Here is a 16,688-nt window from a genome sequence, read left to right as displayed (position 1 = left end):
GGAGCGACGGACGGATGCGGCTCGACGAGGAACGCGGAGCCGGCTCGAGGACAGCCGACCCGACGGGCGGCCGGCCCGCTCGCCCTCCGGCCGACACGCTCCCGCGGCGGCCGAGTGCGGGGCTTGCCGCGCCAGGTCGAGGCTACTGGGCACTCGTCGGCATCCTGATCGGGCTCGACGCCTTCTGGCTCGCCCTCGCGGGGATCGACCTCGCCTGGCCCGGCCCGCTCGCCGTCTCCGGCGCGGTCGCCGTCCTGCTCGGGCTCGCGTTCCTGTTCAGCGCGGTCAGGCCGGAGCCGAAGCTGCGGGCCATGGCCCTGTCGAGCGCCTATCTCGCCACCTTCACCACCGCGGCGGCTCTGCTGCATTACCTGAGCGCCACGCTGGCGCTTCCGCTCGCCGATCCCGCCCTCGCCCGTATCGAGGCCGTCCTGGGCTTCGATTGGCGCGGCTGGGTCGGCTTCCTCGCCGAACACCCCGATCTGTCCTGGTGGCTGGCGCTCGCCTATCATTCGAGCGGACCCCAGGTCGGCCTCGTCGTCATCGCACTCAGCGCGGTGTCGCGGGTCGCCCGCCTCTGGGCCTATGCCCGTCTGTTCACGCTGGCGCTGCTCGCCTCGATCGCGGTCTCGGCCCTGTTTCCGGCAGTCGGCCCCTACGCCCACTACGCGCCGCAGGTCTATCCGCAGGGGCATCTCGAGACGGTGGGCGCCCTCTGGCACCTCGACGCGCTGCAGGCCCTGCGCGACCACAGGCTGCCGGTGATCGCGCTCTCCGAGATCCGCGGCCTCGTCACCTTCCCCTCCTTCCACGCTTGCCTCGCGGTTCTCACCGCCTGGGCGCTCGCCCCCGTGCCGGTGATCGGTCCGCTCGCGATCCTCCTCAACGGCGCGATCATCGTCGCGACGCTCGGCGCGGGCGGGCACTACCTGCCGGATGTGCTGGCCGGGACCCTGATGGGGATCGGTCTGGTCGCCTGTCGCCGGGTCGGTCAGGGGCGGACGTTCGCCGCGGCGCGCGCGACGCCTCTTGCACCATCGATCCCAACGATGGAGCCTATCCCTCATCCGCGCCCGGTCATCCGCCTGATCGATGCGCGGCGTCCCGCTTCGGCCGGAGGCGGGTAAGGCGAGGACGTCAAACCCTCATCGGGCGTCGGCGAACAGGTCGAGCTGGGTCGCGGCCTCCGCGCGGCGGCGCGGCCGGCGCGGGACGAAGCGGGGGAGCGGGATGCCGGGCTTCCCGTAGAGGGCGACGCCGATCACGCGGCCGCGGTCCGCGCCGAGGATCACAGAGGCGGTGTGCGGGCCGGACCGGGCGACTTCCTCGATCAGCGGCTCCGCGACCGGGAGCGCGGCCAGCGCGCTGACCAGATCGGACAGGCCCGCGGCTTCGACGCCCATCACACGGAAGTCGAAGCTTCTGCCGGCCCAGGTATTGCGCGCCGTGGCGGCGCGGGCCGCCGAGAACGGGTTCTCGATGAGCTGAGTGGCCGGGTCACGCAGGAAGGCCGCGACGCGCTCGCGCTCCGGGACGCCAAGCGCGTCGGCGAGCAGCGCGCAGAGTTGGGACTTGGTCATCGACACCGCAAAAGGCTTGCATGCCCGGGCCATTCAGGTCGAGCCGTCGCCCTCGATGCCCTGTGGAGAGCGCGCCTTCAGGCCGATCGCCGCGGTCTCTCCGACGCTTCTCCGCGCTGTCTCGATCGCCCCTTTACGCCCAAGCAACAATCGACGGAATATGCCCGCAACGGCACCCCCTCATGGTTAACGCAACGCTTCGAAACGAAGCGGCCAACCACGACGAACCGCCTAGGGGGCTCCGATGCGTTCACTCACTCTCGCCTTCACCGCCGGCATCCTCGCTGCGGGCGCCGCCGGCGCGCACGGCCTCGGCGCCGCGCCCGCCATTCAGCGCGCCGCCGGCACCCTGACCTGCGTGACCAAGCCCGAGGCCACGCTCGTCTTCGGCCGCACGCCCGTCGCGACGTGCATCTTCACGGCCGAGCGCGGCGGGTTCCGCCAGAGCTACGCGGCGGTCTTCTCGCCTGCGGCCGGCACGGCCGAGCTGGAAACGGCACAGACGGTGATCTGGCAGGTGCTGACCAAGGACGGCTTCGCCCGCCCGGGCATGCTGGCGGACAGCTTCACGGCGCCGCAGGGCGAGGCCGCCGCCGAGCCCGAACTGGTCGGCCGCACTGCCACGCTTCGGCTGCTCAGCCATTCCGGCCAGTCGAGCGCGACCTTTGCCCTGGCCCAGCCGCGTGTTCAACTCGCGGCGGCCCGGCCGGACATGGAACGGTGAAGGGGAGGGGGCGGCGCGTGCCGCTTCGCGGACGCCGCTCCAAGCCCTCGATCTTCGAACCCCTGGTACGGGCGGCGGGCCCCCGTACCGGCGTTGTGCTTAAAATAACTGATGTTTTCCGAGAACGGGCGAGGGCCTTGTCGCGACCGGCGAGGGTCTGCGAGGAGCAAGAAGGGCTTTGCACGCACTTCAGCCTTGTGCCTCTCCATCGTGCCGCTCGCCTCTCGCCACCTCCTTCATGAGCCCATCGGGCAGCGGACGTTGCAGCCTCAGCGCCTCTTCGGTCGGCGCCTCAAGCCACATCCCGCACGCCTCCTTCGTGGTGAGCAGCACGGGCATGGCCTTCGGATGCACGGGCCCGACCACGCCGTTGGCCTCCGTCGTGAGGAAGGAGAACAAACGGTGCTCCTCCTCCACCCTGTCGGGGTTCTCCTTCTTGGTCCCCCTCACGCCCGTCCAGGGGCGCCAGATGCCCGCGAAGGCGAACAACGGCCGGTCATCGTCCAGGGCGAACCACACGGGCGTCTTGCGAGGCTTCGTGTCGGCGTACTCGCTGAACGACGACACGGGGACGAGGCAGCGGAACTCCGGCTTGAGCCAGGGGCGCCAGTGAGGGCTCTTCACGTTGCGGACGTTGGTGACGGGCTGCTCCCCGTACGCCTTCGGCCCTGGGATGCCCCACCGCATCATCGTCAGCTCACGGCCCTCCCTGCCGCCCAAGATCACCGGGGCCATTTGGTCGGGAAAGATGCCGGGCATGGGAGGGAGGTTTCCGGCGCTGTCGCGGCTCACATCGAACCAGCGCCGTATCTCATCCTGAGGTCGGTTGAGGCTGTAGAGATTGCACATGGGGCCAGCCTAGCGCCGATGCGGAGACGACGGCGCAGGGCGGCAGTCAACGCGGAAGAGGGACTGAGGGGGCCGACGACAGGTTGCGCCTTGCTCAGCTTGACCCGTCGCCGGCAGCGCCACTCCTAATAGCCGCGTTCGCTGCTGCGGCTCATGCGTCTGGCGACGTAATCGCCTGAATAAGAGTGCTGACCGAACACCAACCAGCCGAGCCCGAAGCCGATAGCTCCCGCGACGAGGAAACCCGTCATCGTTGTCGTATCCACATCGCCAACGGCTCGGCTTCCCTGGCGGTAGTACCGAGAGCCGTACTCCGAAGCGCTGTCCCAGGCGTCGGAAGCTCTATCAGTCGCATCGCGCAACGCCTGTCGCGCCTGATCCGCCACCCCGCCCTCACGCGATGAGCCGCCCCGGCCGGATGCGGGCCCGCCATCGGACCTGCCGAGCGGGTCCTGTGAGCGAATGTCTGCCATGGCTGTAGCTCCCTCCTGCTCTTGAGGCCGATGGTCAGCCGCATGTTCGGGCGCCACTCCATCGGCTTGCATCGAAGGCAACCCGCCTGCACCCGGGAGGTATCCGACTGCCCGGAGCCTCCTGCGTGAGGTTGACGCTCGGTTCTTCGAGGAAGGCCGCGTGACGCCCTACTGCGCCGGTCATGCCTGGCCTATGGCGCCGCTGGACGTCGGTCTCGACCTCGTCGTCCGCGCTGCGAAAGCCCCGGGGCGCCGAAAAACACCTGCGTGTCCGTGTCTTGCTGACGGTGTTCGCCATTCCAACGGATTGGTGCGGACGGCGGGACTCGAACCCGCACAGCCTTGCGGCCGCAAGATTTTAAGTCTCGTGCGTCTACCGGTTTCGCCACGTCCGCATCCGGGCAGCGGTAGCCGCCCGCCGGGGCCAGATCAAGCGGGCGGGTGCCAGCCGTAGACCCAGGCGTAGCGGTTGCTCATGCCCTCGGGGCCAAGGCGGCGCATCATCATGTCCCGGGCGAAGCCGATCAGGCGGCCGGCGTGGTAGAAGCGGCCGTTGCGGCGGGCAGCCCGCTGCACCGCACCGACGCGGGACTGGCGTGCCGCGGCATAGGCCGCCAGCGCCTCCGGCACGCTCGCCGTCCCGGACAGACTCGCCGTCAGCACCGCCGCATCCTCGATCGCGAGCGCCGCGCCTTGCGCCAGGAACGGCAGGACGGGGTGCGCGGCATCGCCCAGAAGCGCGATCCGGCCCCGCGCCATCGGCCGCACCGCCGGGCGGTCCACCAGCGACCACACCACCCAGGTGTCGGGAAGGCTCAAGAGCTCCGTCAGCGGACTGGCCGCATCGGGAAAGTGGTCGCGCAGGACCGCCGGATCGCCGAGCCGGCCCCAATCCTCGTCGCCCTCCCGCTCGGGCACGATCGCCACGACGTTCAGCCGCTTGCCCCCGTTGATCGGGTAGTGGACCACGTGCCGCTTGCGTCCGAGCCAGAGCCCGGTCTCGTTGCCCTGAAGCGCCTCGGGTGCCGCCTCGCGCGGGATCACCGCTCGCCACGCCGCCTGCCGGTGGGGGCGCAGCGGGCGCGTATCGAAGCGTCGGCGCAGGGCCGAGCGCACCCCGTCGGCGCCGATGAGCAGGTCGGCGCTGAGCCTCTCGCTGCGGTCGCCGTCGATGCTCTTCATGGTCAGGCCGACGCCGTCCGCCGTCTCCTCGACGTCCGATACCTCGCGCCCGACGCAGAGGCGGATGCCGGGGCGCCCGCGCACGGCGTCGAGCAGGAGGGTCTGGAGATCGGCGCGGTGCAGCACATAGTAGGGCGCGCCGTGGCGCTCGCGCATGCCCGGTCCGAGACGGATGCCGCCGATGACGCGGCCCGAGGCCAGCGCGCGCACGGTCACGCCCGGCGGCTCGTCCCCCGCCCGGCGCAGGGCCGCGCCGAGTCCGAGGCCGATCAGCACCGCGCTGGCATTCGGCGAGAGCTGGAGGCCGGCGCCGACTTCGGAGAACCCGGTGCGGCGCTCGATCAGCGTGACCGCGTGGCCAGCGGCGGAGAGCGCCAGCGCGGCGGTGAGGCCGCCGATCCCGGCGCCGACGATGGCGATGGAGAGCGCCGTCACCGGCAACGCCGCCCGTCAGGCCGCCCTGGGGGCCTCCTGGGGCGCCTCGTCATGCCAGACGCATCCGGCCGGATCCGCAGTGCCCGGCTTCAGCCGCGGGTCGTAGCGGAACAGGGTCGAGCAGTACTGGCAGATGATCTCACTGTCGCTGCCCATGTCGAGGAAGACGTGCGGGTGATCGAAGGGCGGCAGCGCCCCGATGCACATGAACTCCTTCGAGCCCACCGCGATCACGGTCACGCCGGCCTGATTGTGGAAGTGGGGAACCGCCTTGTCAGCCATCGCACGTCCCTGAAAACGGAGGCCGTGGTCTAGCGCGTTCGGGGGCGCAAGCCTAGGCCCGCTCCCGACGCGTCTGACCATTCCATGCAGGGCTGCGGCCGGCGAATGCGGGCGCAGAGGCGCCTCGCAAGGACATCACGCCTTCTGCTCCGCCAGGACGTGCGCCACGATCGCGTTGGCGTGCCCATGGCCCAGGCCATGATCGGTCTTCAACATCGCGACGAGTTCCATGTGCTTCGCCGGCAGCCTCGAACGGACGAGCTGCTGCCACTCGCTGATGGGCCGCCCGTACTTCTTTTCGATGGATGGGAAGTATGAGGCCGGTCCTCTGATCGATTCGGCGGACACGATGTTTCAAGCTCCGGGCGAGAGTGCCGTCGGCAGGTTGCTGACAGAGAGCGTGAAACGCAACGGTATCTTGCAGGGTGCCATGAGGAAGACGTTTATGGCCGCTATTTTGAATGATCATCACCTTGATGCATCGGCTTTCTGCTCACGATACCCACTTGCTCGAGCCTCAAGTTCGGCAATACTTTCGCCGAGGGGTGGCGTCGACGCGTGCACTCGGGTTGGCGGCGGCCCTGCGGCAGCGTAAGACGGAGTTCAGCCTCCAATTCCTGCAAAAGCGCCCGAACGCCCATGAGCCGTGAAGAGCAAGCCGTCGCCGAAGGCGGGCGCCGCGCCCCGGAGCCGCCGATCCACGGTCCGGAGGGATTCGAGGGCATGCGCCGCGCCGGCCGCCTCACGGCGGAGGCGCTCGATCTCCTCGTCGAGGCCGCCCAGCCCGGCGTGACGACCGAGCATCTCGACCGGCTCGCCTTCGAGTTCGGCATGGATCACGGCGCCTACCCGGCCTCTTTGTTCTACCGCGGCTACCGCAAGTCGATCTGCACCTCGATCAACCACGTCGTCTGCCACGGCATCCCCAACGACAAGCCCCTGCGCGAGGGCGACATCGTCAACCTCGATTGCTGCCTGATCCTCGATGGATGGCACGGTGATTCGAGCCGCATGGCCTATATCGGCGAGGTGCCGCGCAAGGCGCAGCGCCTGTGCGAGATCACCTACGAGGCGCTGATGCGCGGCATCCGCGCCGTCCGGCCGGGCGGCTCCACCAACGATATCGGCCGCGCGATCCAGGCCTATGCCGAGGCCGAGCGCTGCTCGGTGGTACGCGATTTCTGCGGCCACGGGCTCGGCCGCGTCTACCACGACGCGCCGACGATCCTGCACTACGTCGAGCCGAGCTACGACGTGCCGCTCAAACCCGGCCAGTTCTTCACCATCGAGCCGATGATCAATCTCGGCCGCCCGGCGGTGAAGGTGCTCTCGGACGGCTGGACCGCGGTGACCCGCGACCGCTCGCTCTCGGCGCAGTTCGAGCACACGGTGGCGGTGACGGAGGACGGCTTCGAGATTTTCACGCTCTCCCCCAAGGGACTCGATCAACCCAAGCCTCACGGTACCCAGGCCGACTGACGGCCCGCCGGGAGATGGTCCGCCGGACGGCCGAACCGCCCGCCCTGCCGGGTCTCGCCGAGGCGGCTCCGGCCTCCGCCGGGGAGGCCCCGCACTATCACGGCCATCGCGAGCGCCTGCGCGCCCGCTTCGCGGAGGCCGGGCCCGAGGCGCTGGCGGATTACGAACTCCTCGAACTCGCCCTGTTCCGGTCGATCCCGCGGCGGGACGTGAAGCCGCTGGCCAAGGCGCTCATCCGCCGGTTCGGCTCGTTCGCCGAGGTGATCAGCGCCGATCCCGCCCGGCTCACCGAGGTGCAGGGCGTCAGCGCCGGCGTCGCCGCCGACCTGAAGCTGATCGAGGCCGCCGGCCGGCGCCTCGCCCGCGGCGCCATCGCCGCCCGCCCGTTGCTGGGCTCCTGGGGCGCCCTCATCGAGTATCTGCGCGCCACCATGGCCTTCTCGGGCCGCGAGGAGTTCCGGGTGCTGTTCCTCGACCGGCGCAACCACCTGATCGCCGACGAGGTCCAGGGCCGCGGCACCGTCGATCACACGCCGGTCTATCCCCGCGAGGTGGCGCGCCGGGCGCTCGAACTCTCGGCCACCGCGATCATCCTGGCCCACAACCACCCCTCCGGCGACCCGACGCCCTCGGGGGCCGACATCCGCATGACGCGGGAGATCGTGTCGGTGCTCGATCCCCTCGGGATCGTGGTTCACGACCACGTCATTCTCGGCCGCGAGGGCCATGCGAGCCTCAAGGGGCTCAAGCTGATCTGAGGCGTCTTCGACGGGCATCGTCCGGCACCGCCGACCGGCCCGCGAGGGATGGGCGCGCGCCGAGCCTCCGCTACATCTCCGACAGGTTGTCCGGCAAACCTGCCGCTGCACGAACGCGGATGCGGTTGTCCGCGATAGGGTGCCACGGCACGTTGAAGGCGGGCGGCATCGGGCAGTCCGGCCGCCGTCCGGGTGGCCTGCCTCTTGCTCCGGCAGGGCAAGGCATCGGCAGGACGAGACATCAGGGGGAATCGCGCGGATGGCGCTCACGGCGTTCGACGAGATGAGCGGAGGCGGATCGGGGCAGCCGGAGCCGGCTTCCGTCCGTGAGGCCTACGACATCCTCAAGGCTTGGCTCGACAAGACGCCGCCGGAGCATTTCAACACCCGGCGCAGCCAGGCCGAGATGCTGTTCCGGCGCATCGGCATCACCTTCGCCGTCTACGGCGCCAACGAATCGACCGAGCGGCTGATCCCCTTCGACATCATCCCCCGGGTGCTGACGAAGCCGGAATGGGATTTCCTGGAGCGCGGCCTCAAGCAGCGCGTCACCGCCCTCAACGCCTTCATCAACGACATCTACGGCGCGGAGGAGTGCATCAAGGCGGGGATCATCCCGCCCGACCTCGTCTACCGCAACCCGCATTACCGCATGGAGATGCGGGCCTTCGACGTGCCGCACGACCTCTACGTCCACATCGCCGGCATCGACATCGTGCGTACCGGTGAGAACGACTTCTTCGTGCTGGAGGACAATGCCCGGACCCCGTCCGGCGTGTCCTACATGCTGGAGAACCGCGAGGTGATGATGCGGCTCTTCCCCGAGCTGTTCTCCCGTCACCGCGTCGCGCCGGTCGAGAACTATCCCGACGCCCTGCTCGCGACCCTGCGCAGTCTCGCGCCCGCCTCCGCGACGCGGGACCCGACCGTCGTGCTGCTCACCCCCGGCCGCTACAACTCGGCCTTCTACGAGCACTCGTTCCTGGCCGATAAGCTCGGCGTCGAGCTGGTCGAGGCGGGCGACCTCTTCACCAAGGACGAGGTCGTCTACATGCGCACGACCGAAGGTCCGCGCCGGGTCGACGTGATCTACCGCCGCCTCGACGACGACTTCTTGGATCCTCTCGTCTTCCGGCCCGACTCGGTTCTCGGCGTGCCGGGTCTAATGAACGCCTACGAACGGGGCAACGTCACCCTGTCCAACGCGGTCGGAACCGGCATCTCGGACGACAAGGCTGTCTACAGCTACATGCCGGAGATCGTGAAGTTCTTCACAGGCGAGGAGCCGATCCTGCACAATGTGCCGACCTATCGCTGCCGCGAGCGGGAAGCCTTCTCCTACGTGATGGACAACCTCAAGGACCTCGTGGTGAAGGAGGTCAACGGTTCGGGCGGCTACGGCATGCTGGTGGGCCCGCACGCCACGCGCCGCGAGATCGACGAGTTCGCCAAGAAGCTGCGCCACGCACCTGACAACTTCATCGCCCAGCCGACGCTGTCGCTCTCCACCTGCCCGACCTTCGTCGCGTCCGGCGTCGCCCCGCGCCACGTCGACCTGCGCCCGTTCGTGCTGGCCGGCGCCGACGAGATCCGCATCGTGCCGGGCGGCTTGACCCGCGTCGCCCTGAAAGAGGGCTCGTTGGTGGTCAATTCGAGCCAGGGCGGCGGCACCAAGGACACGTGGGTGCTCGATGCGTAAGCGCTTTGCCCAAACGTTTGGCAGTCTTTCGGCAGGTCGGGTGGCAGCGGTGATGAAGCACCGCGCATCTGCCGTCCCTGTCGCCACCGTGCCCGCGAGCTGATCCATGCTGTCCCGGACTGCCGACAACCTCTACTGGCTCTCGCGCTACGCCGAGCGGGCGGATTTCCTGGCCCGCATCCTCGACGCGGCCCTGCGGCTCACGGCGCTGCCGTCGAACTACGGTGGGCGCACCTCGAACGAGTGGGCCTCGGCCCTTTCCTCGGCGGGTGATCCCGAATTGTTCAAGACGCTCTACGACGCCGTCAACGAGCACACCGTCTGCAACTTCCTCGCCTTCTCCGCCCAGAACCCGTCCTCGATCCGCTCCTGCATCGCCACGGCACGGGAGAACGCCCGCTCGATCCGCACCGCGCTCACCACGGAGATGTGGGACACGATCAACGGCGCGTGGCTGGAACTGCGGTCCTACGAGGGGCGCGATCTCTCCCGGGAGGAGTTCACCCAGTTCCTCGACTGGGTGAAGCGGGTCTCGCTGACCTTCGACGGCTCGGCCTATCGGACCATGCTGCGCAACGACGCCTACTGGTTCACCCGCGCCGGCACCGCCATCGAGCGGGCGGACAACACCGCGCGCATCCTCGACGTGAAGTACCAGATCCTGCTGCCGGCCTCCGAGCGGGTCGGCGGCTCGCTCGACTACTTCCAGTGGACCACGATCCTGCGCGAGGTCTCGGCCTTCAACGCCTATCACTGGGTCTACCGCGAGAGCATCAAGCCGGTGCTGGTCGCCGACCTGCTGATCCTCAATCCCGAGATGCCGCGCTCGCTGGCGAGCTGCTACCGGATGCTGGTGGAGCATCTCGACCTCATCGCCGACGCCTACGGGCGCCGCGGCGAGAGCCAGCGTCTGGCGAGCAACATGCGGGCGAAGCTCGCGGGGGCCGACATCGAGCGCATCTTCGCCTCAGGCCTGCACGAGTTCATCCAGGGCTTCATCGTCGAGAACAACGGGCTCGGAGCGGCGATCAGCGAGCAGTATCTGGTCTGACACTGCATTCGGGAGGACCTCCGCTCGGCACGGGAAGCTCGCGGCGCGAGCCCTCCGGGATCGGCCGCTCGGGGCGACGATGCCTCGATCTTCGCGGGGGCCTGTTCGTCCCCGGCCCGTCTCCGGGAGGGCTCGCGCCGCCCGAGGGCGGCGATGAAGACATCCGCCGCGATTGTTGATTTCGATTGCCGAAGGCCGAGGTCGCTGCCATTTTGCCGCGCTGATACCCGCCTCAATACTTCTAAGATCTGTGCCCGCCCCGATCCGACGGCGCCCTTTTCGAGAAAACTCGCCTTGCAGGGCGCGGACGGTCGACGCGGAGGATCCGTCCGCATCGCAGCAAATCGAAAAAATGTGTCGCTCTCTGACAAGTCGTTTCGGGTGACTCGATCAAACTCATCCTCGGTTGCAGCCAGTGCGGGCGCCGGCTGCGGCTCGAACGCATAAGAATACGCGGCATTGCCGTCAGGGAGGAAGACCGGAACCGGTCTCGGATTGTGTTTGCTCAGCGCCGCCATCGCGCCGTTGAACGAGGCGGCGAGCGCATTCGCGCGCCTGCCATTTCTCAATAATATTTTTCTTCTCAGAGGCCCTGCGGAGATGTGCTGAATATGCTGTCAATGCATGTTGACGACGACAAGGATTGGAAGGCCTCGGACTGTACGGTGACCGAGCCGTCGACGATCCGGCGGGCCATCTCGGCGGCCTCAATCGGCAATGTCGCTGAGTGGTACGATTTCGGCGTCTACGCCTTCTTCGAGCCGACGATCCAGAAGGTGTTCTTCTCCAATCTCTCCCACACGATGGGTGAGATCGCGACGTTCGGGCTGTTCGCGGTCGCGTTCCTGATCCGGCCGCTCGGCGGCATGTTCTTCGGTCCCCTGGCCGACCGGATCGGCCGCAACAAGGTTCTCGCGGCCACGATGATCCTGATGGCGGTGGGCACCTTCGCCATCGGTTGCATCCCGAGCCAGGAGAGCATCGGCATCGCAGCCCCCCTCCTTCTCCTCGTCGCCCGCCTGGTTCAGGGCTTCTCCACCGGCGGCGAGTACGGCAGTGCCATGACCTTCATCGCCGAGTACGCCCCGGACCGGCGGCGCGGCTATCTCGGTAGCTGGCTCGAATTCGGCACCTTCACCGGATATCTGCTCGGCGCGATCGTCGTGACCCTGGCGGGTGCGGCTCTGACGGATGAGCAACTGCTCGATTGGGGCTGGCGCCTGCCGTTCTTCCTGGCCCTGCCGCTCGGACTCGTCGGCGTCTACATGCGCTCGCAACTCGCCGAGACCCCCGCCTTCGCGGCCCTCGAGCAGGAGGCGGAGGATCGCGAGAAGCAAGCGCGGGCCGGACAGACGGCGCGGGACATCCTCGTCCTGTGGCCCTACGTCCTCGTCTGCATGGGTCTGGCACTCGCCTGGAACGTGCCGAACTACATGCTGACCTCCTACATGCCGACCTACGTCACGCAGACCCTGCCGATGATGCAGCAGACCGGCGGCCTCTCGCCGACGGCGTCGCAGGTGCTGCAGCTCGTCGTGATGCTGCTCGCGCTCCTGTCGATCCCGTTCATCGGTCGCCTGTCCGACCGCTTCGGGCGCAAGCCCTTCGTTCTGATCGGGTCGATCGGCCTCGTGGTTCTGGCCCTGCCGATGATCCTTCTGATCCGCAGCCAGAGCGAGACCGCGGTCTTCCTCGGCCTGCTCATCATGGGGCTGCTGCTGATCTGTTTCAGTGCGACGATGCCCTCGACGCTGCCGGCCCTCTTTCCCACGAATGTCCGGGCCAGCGGCCTCTCGATCTCCTTCAACGTGTCGGTGTCCCTGTTCGCCGGAACCACGTCGGTCGTTGTCGGATCGCTCGTGGCGTATACGGGCGATCTCAACTGGCCCGCCTACTACCTGATGATCGCCGGCGTGATCGGGGTCGTCTCGATCCTCGTCATCCGTGAGCCCAACGGGACGAGCATGTGGGGGTCGCCGCCGGCCGCCGCGAGCGAGCAGGAGGCGCACGAACTCGTCCAGAGCTACGATCAGAACCAAGATATGGGCACGCTCGACGACGCGCCGCGAGGCCCCGTGCCGGCGCCCGCGGCATAGCCGGGACGGCCTCAGGCCCGGATCCAGCCATGGCCGAGCCCCGACCCTTGAAGGCCGGGGCTCGATTTCCGATCCGAGGGATCGTGGTCGAAACCGTCAGGTCCCGCCCGGAGCGTGTGGCCGGTCAGTAACCGTATCGGTCGTAGCGGCGCCCCCCGTCATACCGGGAGCGACCGTACGGCCGGCCATAATGTCCGCCGAATTCGTGCTTGCGCCGCCAGCCGTGCGCCGGAGCCCAGGGCGGAGGGCCGCCGTGATGGAGCCCGCGCCCGCCACGAGCCCAGGGCGGGTCGGCCATGGCGGCGGAAGGGGCGCCGAGGACGCCGCCGGCGAACCCCAGGGCGGAGAGAAGAATCAGGGTCGGCTTGCGCAGCATCGGGCCTCCTGCCGTCGCGTTCGAGACAATCGATTCGGCCTCACTGGCCGGTCGTCGAGCCGGTGGTCGTCGTGGATTTCACGGGCTTCGAGCCGGGCTCGTGCGACATGGTCTTGGTGCGCGATTCCACGCTCTCGCCGTCGCGAACCTTGGTCTTGGTCTGCGATTTGGAGAAGGTGCCGCCGTCATGAGCCATGGCCTTGGACTGGCCGTTGAGGCCGCCCTGGCCGGTCTCGTTCACGTGCGAGCGGTCCATGGTCTTGCCGCCGGCGGCGCTGCCGCCGGTCGCCAGCGAGGACCCAGTGGCGCCGTTCGCGCCCGTCGATGTGCCGCCGGTGCCGACGGTCGAGGCGGAGGTGCCGCCTGAGGCCGCCGAGCCGGCGCTGCCCGCCGTCGCGCTGCCACCCTGCGCCTGCGCGAGAGCCGGGGCGAGGAACAGGCCGAGGGCGGCCAGCGCCGTCGCCGGCTTGGTGACAGTGCTGAAGATCGTCTCAGTGATGCTCATGGAACCCTCACTTCTTCTTCGGCACGGTGACCACGCAGTCGCCGTCGCCGGTGGTCGTCATCGTGCTGCCGTTCCCGGTGCTCGAGCTGGTGGCCGAGCTGCTGGTCGCGCCGTCGCCCGACCGGGTCGTCACCGACGGGCCTCCCGTGGTGGAACTCTGCACCCCGCCGGGACCTGCGGTGACCGAGCTCGACAGCGTGCCGGTCTTGTTCGCGTCGTCGGATTGGACGACCCGGCACGGCTTGCCGTTGGGGCCGGTGGTGACCGTCGTGCTGCCCGAGACACCGCTCGGACCCGTCTGGACGGTGCTGGTCTGAGCGCTGGCCTGTGCCGCAGCTGCGGCGATGCCCGCGAGCGTGAGTGCGCCGCCGAGAAGCGGCAGGATCAGGCGTGCCATGATGCGTCTCTCCTCAAGAGATGGAACGGGCGCGGCTCATTCGAACCGCGCCCGAGCCTTCACGCCGGGCGGGGCTCAGCGCTTGTTGTGGCCCGGTGCGTTCTCGGAGTTCCCGGGGCCGCTCTTGTCATGGCCGGGGGCGCTGCCCGACTTACCCGCGCTGTCGGACATGCCGGACGAGGAACCGCCCGAACCCATCGATGAGCCGCTTCCGCTCTTGCCCGCCGACGACCCGCCGGTGCCCATGGAGGAGCCCGAACCGCTGCCCGAGCCGGCCGAAGAGCCGCCGGTTCCGACGGTCGACGAGCTGGTGCCGCCGCCTGCCGACGAACCGCCGGTGCCGAGCGTGGACGAGGAGCCCGAGCCGCCGCCCGAGCCGGCCGAGGATCCGCCGGTTCCGACGGTCGACGAGCTGGTGCCACCGCCCGCCGACGAACCGCCGGTGCCGGTCGTCGACGACGATTGAGCGAGCGCGAGGGCGGCGCCGCCGATGACGAAGGTGCTGGCGAGGGCTGCAACGCGAATGTGCTTGAGCATGTATTCCTCCGAGTGTTTCGCTTGTCGCGGGACCAAAAACGGAGAGATCGGAAAGACCGTTCCAGAAAATTTGCATCGATCTCGAACAAAATGATGCAATGAACGGCAGATTAACGAAGTAATATCTAGGAGTACGCAAAGATATCCCCTTGGGCCAGAGCCCTGGAGACGTGCACGGAGCGCGAAGTTCGGGTGACGTTGGTTCGATTTCCGGTCGGATCGGATTCCAACAACGTGAGCCATCGGTTCGGGCGCCAGAAACGGTACTGCCGACAATACCGTTCCGATGATTTCCGGCGCTGCCGGGGGCACGCCGGAGCCGATCCCGTTACGCTTCGCCCGCTTGCCGTTCGGATGACGCCTGCGGTCTGAGGCACCCCCGAACCGACTTTTCTCGGGCCCGCACCGAGGCGCTCAACAAGGGCGAAGCCTGAGAAAACCCGTCCTGCCAAAGCTTTGAGCAAGCCTTTGGATTTCCAAATCGCCGTCCTTGCCCTAGCTTCCCGCGAGTCGTCCCGGCAGGATCAAGGCATGCGCATCCGGATCGTCCACGATACGGTCTACACCTATGAGCAACCGGCTCGCGGCCTCATCCAGATCCTGCGGCTGACGCCCCGCGATCATGACGGGCAGCACGTGCGCGAGTGGCGGATCGAGCCGTCCGTCAACGGGCGCCTCACCGCCCGCGAGGACGGGTTCGGCAACCTCGTCCACTGGTTCACCGCCGACGATCCCACCGACGCGCTCACCGTGCGGGTGACCGGCGAGATCGAGACCTTCGAGACGAGCGGCATCGTCCGCGGCGCGGTCGAGCGCTTGCCCGACCTGTTCTACCTGCGTGACACCCCGCTCACCGAGGCGAGCCCGGAACTCAAGGCCTTCGCGGAAAGGGTCGCGAGGGAGGGGGAGCGCGATCCGCTCTCGATCCTGCACCGCCTGCTCGCCGCCGTGCACGACACGGTGACCTTCGAGCCGGGCCCGACCAGCGCCAGCACCAGCGCCGCCCAGTCCTTCGAGGCGAGAAAGGGCGTGTGCCAGGACCTCACCCACATCTTCCTCGCGGCCGCCCGGCACCTGGAGATCCCCTCGCGCTACGTCTCCGGCTACTTTCGCCGCAACGATGGCGGCGACGACCAGAAGGCGGGGCATGCCTGGGCGGAATCGCTGGTGCCGGAACTCGGCTGGGTCGGCTTCGACCCGGCCAACGGCCTCTCGGCGACGGAAGCGCATGTGCGCGTCGCCGTCGGCCTCGATTATCTCGGCGCCGCGCCGATCCGCGGCAGCCGGATGGGTGGGGGCACCGAGACGCTCGACGTAGCCCTGCGGGTCGAGCAGGTGCAGGCGCAGCACCAGGCGCGCGGTCAGCAGAGTCAGTCGCAGGGCTGAGCCGGGTCTCCCGCATTAGCGGAGCGGCTTCGGAAAACTTGTCTTGCGGCCCGCGCTCGGCGCGTGCGAAGCGAGCCGGTTCGTTCCGCCCGGATTGCCGGGCCCCTCTGCTGAGGCGGGTGCCGCCATGACCTACTGCGTCGGAGTGCTCGTCGAGGACGGGCTGGTGATGATCGCCGACACCCGCACCAATGCCGGGCTCGACAACATCTCGACCTACCGCAAGCTGCACATGTTCAACGTGCCGGGGGAGCGTGTGATGATGCTGGCCTCGGCTGGCAACCTCTCGATGACGCAGTCGGTGCTCAGCATGCTCCGCGAGGGCGTGGACGACGTCGAGGGCGAGACGCCGCCCAAGCTCGGGGACGCGGCCACCATGTTCAAGGCGGCCCAACTCGTGGGACGGGCGATCCGCCGGGTGCGCGAGATCGAGCAGGCCGGCTTCGAGGCCGCCAACCTGCGCATGGAGGTCTCGTTCCTGTTCGGCGGCCAGATCGGCGACGAGCCGATGCGGCTGTTCATGATCTACTCGGCGGGCAATTTCATCGAGTGCAGCCGGGAGGCGCCCTTCCTGCAGATCGGCGAGCACAAGTACGGAAAGCCGATCCTCGACCGGGCGGTGACCTTCGAGACCGATCTCTACGACGCGCTGAAGGTCGGCCTCGTGTCGATGGACTCGACCATGCGCTCGAATCTCGGCGTCGGCCTGCCGATCGACATCGCCGTGCAGCGCCGCGGCAGCCTCGACCTCGAAGTGAGCCACCGCATCGAGGCCGGCGAGAGCTATTTTCACGACCTGCGCGAGCGCTGGTCGGCGGCGCTGAGGGCGGCGCACCGGGCCATCCCGCGTCCGCCCTACGGCCCGCCGCGATAGAGGGG

Annotated in this window: 19 protein-coding genes and 1 tRNA gene; 10 read left to right on the top strand and 10 right to left on the bottom strand. The window is 68.6% G+C overall.

The genetic code is table 11. The features are described from left to right. Positions 1 to 14: 14 nt before the first annotated feature. Positions 15 to 1,127: a phosphatase PAP2 family protein gene (locus HNR01_RS17400; protein ID WP_183668895.1), complete on the top strand. Its 1,113-nt coding sequence runs from the start codon at positions 15 to 17 to the stop codon at positions 1,125 to 1,127. Positions 1,128 to 1,145: 18 nt separating this feature from the next. Here the strand turns inward: HNR01_RS17400 and HNR01_RS17395 are convergent, their stop codons facing one another. Then, complete coding sequence (locus HNR01_RS17395) at positions 1,146 to 1,580, bottom strand: hypothetical protein (protein WP_246417537.1); 435 nt, start codon at positions 1,578 to 1,580, stop codon at positions 1,146 to 1,148. Positions 1,581 to 1,824: 244 nt separating this feature from the next. Here HNR01_RS17395 and HNR01_RS17390 point away from each other — a divergent pair, with 244 nt between their 5' ends. Then, complete coding sequence (locus HNR01_RS17390) at positions 1,825 to 2,304, top strand: DUF992 domain-containing protein (RefSeq protein WP_183668891.1); 480 nt, start codon at positions 1,825 to 1,827, stop codon at positions 2,302 to 2,304. Between the two features lie 189 nt (positions 2,305 to 2,493). Here HNR01_RS17390 and HNR01_RS17385 read toward each other — a convergent pair whose 3' ends face one another. From HNR01_RS17385 to HNR01_RS17360, 6 genes are all read right to left on the bottom strand, one after another. Continuing rightward, positions 2,494 to 3,153, bottom strand: coding sequence for an SOS response-associated peptidase (locus tag HNR01_RS17385; protein ID WP_183668889.1), 660 nt, complete (start codon positions 3,151 to 3,153; stop codon positions 2,494 to 2,496). Positions 3,154 to 3,278: 125 nt separating this feature from the next. Continuing rightward, positions 3,279 to 3,626: a hypothetical protein gene (locus HNR01_RS17380; protein ID WP_246417536.1), complete on the bottom strand. Its 348-nt coding sequence runs from the start codon at positions 3,624 to 3,626 to the stop codon at positions 3,279 to 3,281. A 308-nt stretch (positions 3,627 to 3,934) separates the two neighbouring features. Further along, positions 3,935 to 4,021, bottom strand: a tRNA-Leu gene (locus HNR01_RS17375). 34 nt (positions 4,022 to 4,055) lie between these two features. After that, positions 4,056 to 5,243, bottom strand: coding sequence for an FAD-dependent monooxygenase (locus HNR01_RS17370; RefSeq protein ID WP_183668885.1), 1,188 nt, complete (start codon positions 5,241 to 5,243; stop codon positions 4,056 to 4,058). A gap of 15 nt (positions 5,244 to 5,258) precedes the next feature. Next, complete coding sequence (locus tag HNR01_RS17365; protein ID WP_153874567.1) at positions 5,259 to 5,525, bottom strand: zinc-finger domain-containing protein; 267 nt, start codon at positions 5,523 to 5,525, stop codon at positions 5,259 to 5,261. 135 nt (positions 5,526 to 5,660) lie between these two features. Beyond that, positions 5,661 to 5,873 (bottom strand): DUF4287 domain-containing protein, encoded by a 213-nt coding sequence (locus HNR01_RS17360; RefSeq protein WP_017485535.1) that lies wholly within the window; start codon positions 5,871 to 5,873, stop codon positions 5,661 to 5,663. A gap of 291 nt (positions 5,874 to 6,164) precedes the next feature. Between HNR01_RS17360 and map the strand changes: the two genes are divergently transcribed. The 5 genes from map to HNR01_RS17335 all read left to right on the top strand — a co-directional run bounded on the left by map (position 6,165) and on the right by HNR01_RS17335 (position 12,608). Continuing rightward, positions 6,165 to 7,004, top strand: coding sequence for a type I methionyl aminopeptidase (gene map / locus HNR01_RS17355; RefSeq protein WP_017485536.1), 840 nt, complete (start codon positions 6,165 to 6,167; stop codon positions 7,002 to 7,004). 14 nt (positions 7,005 to 7,018) lie between these two features. Continuing rightward, on the top strand, positions 7,019 to 7,762 hold the full coding sequence (gene radC / locus HNR01_RS17350) for a RadC family protein (RefSeq protein ID WP_183668883.1): 744 nt from the start codon (positions 7,019 to 7,021) through the stop codon (positions 7,760 to 7,762). A 259-nt stretch (positions 7,763 to 8,021) separates the two neighbouring features. Beyond that, a complete protein-coding gene (locus HNR01_RS17345) occupies positions 8,022 to 9,461 on the top strand; it encodes a circularly permuted type 2 ATP-grasp protein (protein ID WP_183668882.1) in 1,440 nt (479 codons plus the stop codon). 106 nt (positions 9,462 to 9,567) lie between these two features. Further along, complete coding sequence (locus HNR01_RS17340; RefSeq protein WP_017485539.1) at positions 9,568 to 10,512, top strand: alpha-E domain-containing protein; 945 nt, start codon at positions 9,568 to 9,570, stop codon at positions 10,510 to 10,512. Between the two features lie 620 nt (positions 10,513 to 11,132). Continuing rightward, positions 11,133 to 12,608, top strand: a complete 1,476-nt coding sequence (locus tag HNR01_RS17335; RefSeq protein WP_017485540.1) for an MFS transporter — start codon at positions 11,133 to 11,135, stop codon at positions 12,606 to 12,608. A gap of 124 nt (positions 12,609 to 12,732) precedes the next feature. Here HNR01_RS17335 and HNR01_RS17330 read toward each other — a convergent pair whose 3' ends face one another. From HNR01_RS17330 to HNR01_RS17320, 3 genes are read right to left on the bottom strand one after another with little or no spacing between them, the layout of a single operon-like run. Then, positions 12,733 to 12,984 carry a hypothetical protein gene (locus tag HNR01_RS17330; RefSeq protein ID WP_017485541.1) on the bottom strand — a complete coding sequence of 84 codons (252 nt, stop codon included), beginning with the start codon at positions 12,982 to 12,984 and terminating at the stop codon, positions 12,733 to 12,735. Positions 12,985 to 13,024: 40 nt separating this feature from the next. After that, positions 13,025 to 13,489 carry a hypothetical protein gene (locus HNR01_RS17325; RefSeq protein WP_017485542.1) on the bottom strand — a complete coding sequence of 155 codons (465 nt, stop codon included), beginning with the start codon at positions 13,487 to 13,489 and terminating at the stop codon, positions 13,025 to 13,027. Positions 13,490 to 13,496: 7 nt separating this feature from the next. Further along, positions 13,497 to 13,886 carry a glycosyl hydrolase gene (locus tag HNR01_RS17320; protein ID WP_153874563.1) on the bottom strand — a complete coding sequence of 130 codons (390 nt, stop codon included), beginning with the start codon at positions 13,884 to 13,886 and terminating at the stop codon, positions 13,497 to 13,499. On the opposite strand from HNR01_RS17320, the gene HNR01_RS17315 reads away from it, so the two are divergent. From HNR01_RS17315 to HNR01_RS17305, 3 genes are all read left to right on the top strand, one after another. After that, the gene (locus HNR01_RS17315) at positions 13,885 to 14,352 is read left to right on the top strand and encodes a hypothetical protein (protein WP_183668880.1); all 468 of its coding nucleotides are present in this window, start codon (positions 13,885 to 13,887) and stop codon (positions 14,350 to 14,352) included. The genes HNR01_RS17320 and HNR01_RS17315 overlap by 2 nt on opposite strands. Positions 14,353 to 14,954: 602 nt before the next feature. Next, a complete protein-coding gene (locus HNR01_RS17310) occupies positions 14,955 to 15,809 on the top strand; it encodes a transglutaminase family protein (RefSeq protein ID WP_017485545.1) in 855 nt (284 codons plus the stop codon). 127 nt (positions 15,810 to 15,936) lie between these two features. Next, entirely contained in the window at positions 15,937 to 16,683 is a 747-nt protein-coding gene (locus tag HNR01_RS17305) for a proteasome-type protease (protein ID WP_017485546.1), read from the top strand. The last annotated feature ends 5 nt before the right edge of the window (positions 16,684 to 16,688 follow it).

Source organism: Methylorubrum rhodesianum, from assembly GCF_014199985.1.
GTDB lineage: Bacteria > Pseudomonadota > Alphaproteobacteria > Rhizobiales > Beijerinckiaceae > Methylobacterium > Methylobacterium rhodesianum.
This window is presented reverse-complemented; position numbering and strand designations above follow the sequence as displayed.

Coding starts and splice junctions, on each gene's coding strand:
- HNR01_RS17400 (WP_183668895.1), top strand. CDS start 15: ATGCGGCTCGACGAGGAACGCGGAGCCGGCTCGAGGACAGCCGACCCG.
- HNR01_RS17395 (WP_246417537.1), bottom strand. CDS start 1,580: ATGACCAAGTCCCAACTCTGCGCGCTGCTCGCCGACGCGCTTGGCGTC.
- HNR01_RS17390 (WP_183668891.1), top strand. CDS start 1,825: ATGCGTTCACTCACTCTCGCCTTCACCGCCGGCATCCTCGCTGCGGGC.
- HNR01_RS17385 (WP_183668889.1), bottom strand. CDS start 3,153: ATGTGCAATCTCTACAGCCTCAACCGACCTCAGGATGAGATACGGCGC.
- HNR01_RS17380 (WP_246417536.1), bottom strand. CDS start 3,626: ATGGCAGACATTCGCTCACAGGACCCGCTCGGCAGGTCCGATGGCGGG.
- HNR01_RS17365 (WP_153874567.1), bottom strand. CDS start 5,525: ATGGCTGACAAGGCGGTTCCCCACTTCCACAATCAGGCCGGCGTGACC.
- map (WP_017485536.1), top strand. CDS start 6,165: ATGAGCCGTGAAGAGCAAGCCGTCGCCGAAGGCGGGCGCCGCGCCCCG.
- radC (WP_183668883.1), top strand. CDS start 7,019: ATGGTCCGCCGGACGGCCGAACCGCCCGCCCTGCCGGGTCTCGCCGAG.
- HNR01_RS17345 (WP_183668882.1), top strand. CDS start 8,022: ATGGCGCTCACGGCGTTCGACGAGATGAGCGGAGGCGGATCGGGGCAG.
- HNR01_RS17340 (WP_017485539.1), top strand. CDS start 9,568: ATGCTGTCCCGGACTGCCGACAACCTCTACTGGCTCTCGCGCTACGCC.
- HNR01_RS17335 (WP_017485540.1), top strand. CDS start 11,133: ATGCATGTTGACGACGACAAGGATTGGAAGGCCTCGGACTGTACGGTG.
- HNR01_RS17330 (WP_017485541.1), bottom strand. CDS start 12,984: ATGCTGCGCAAGCCGACCCTGATTCTTCTCTCCGCCCTGGGGTTCGCC.
- HNR01_RS17325 (WP_017485542.1), bottom strand. CDS start 13,489: ATGAGCATCACTGAGACGATCTTCAGCACTGTCACCAAGCCGGCGACG.
- HNR01_RS17315 (WP_183668880.1), top strand. CDS start 13,885: ATGATGCGTCTCTCCTCAAGAGATGGAACGGGCGCGGCTCATTCGAAC.
- HNR01_RS17320 (WP_153874563.1), bottom strand. CDS start 13,886: ATGGCACGCCTGATCCTGCCGCTTCTCGGCGGCGCACTCACGCTCGCG.
- HNR01_RS17310 (WP_017485545.1), top strand. CDS start 14,955: ATGCGCATCCGGATCGTCCACGATACGGTCTACACCTATGAGCAACCG.
- HNR01_RS17305 (WP_017485546.1), top strand. CDS start 15,937: ATGACCTACTGCGTCGGAGTGCTCGTCGAGGACGGGCTGGTGATGATC.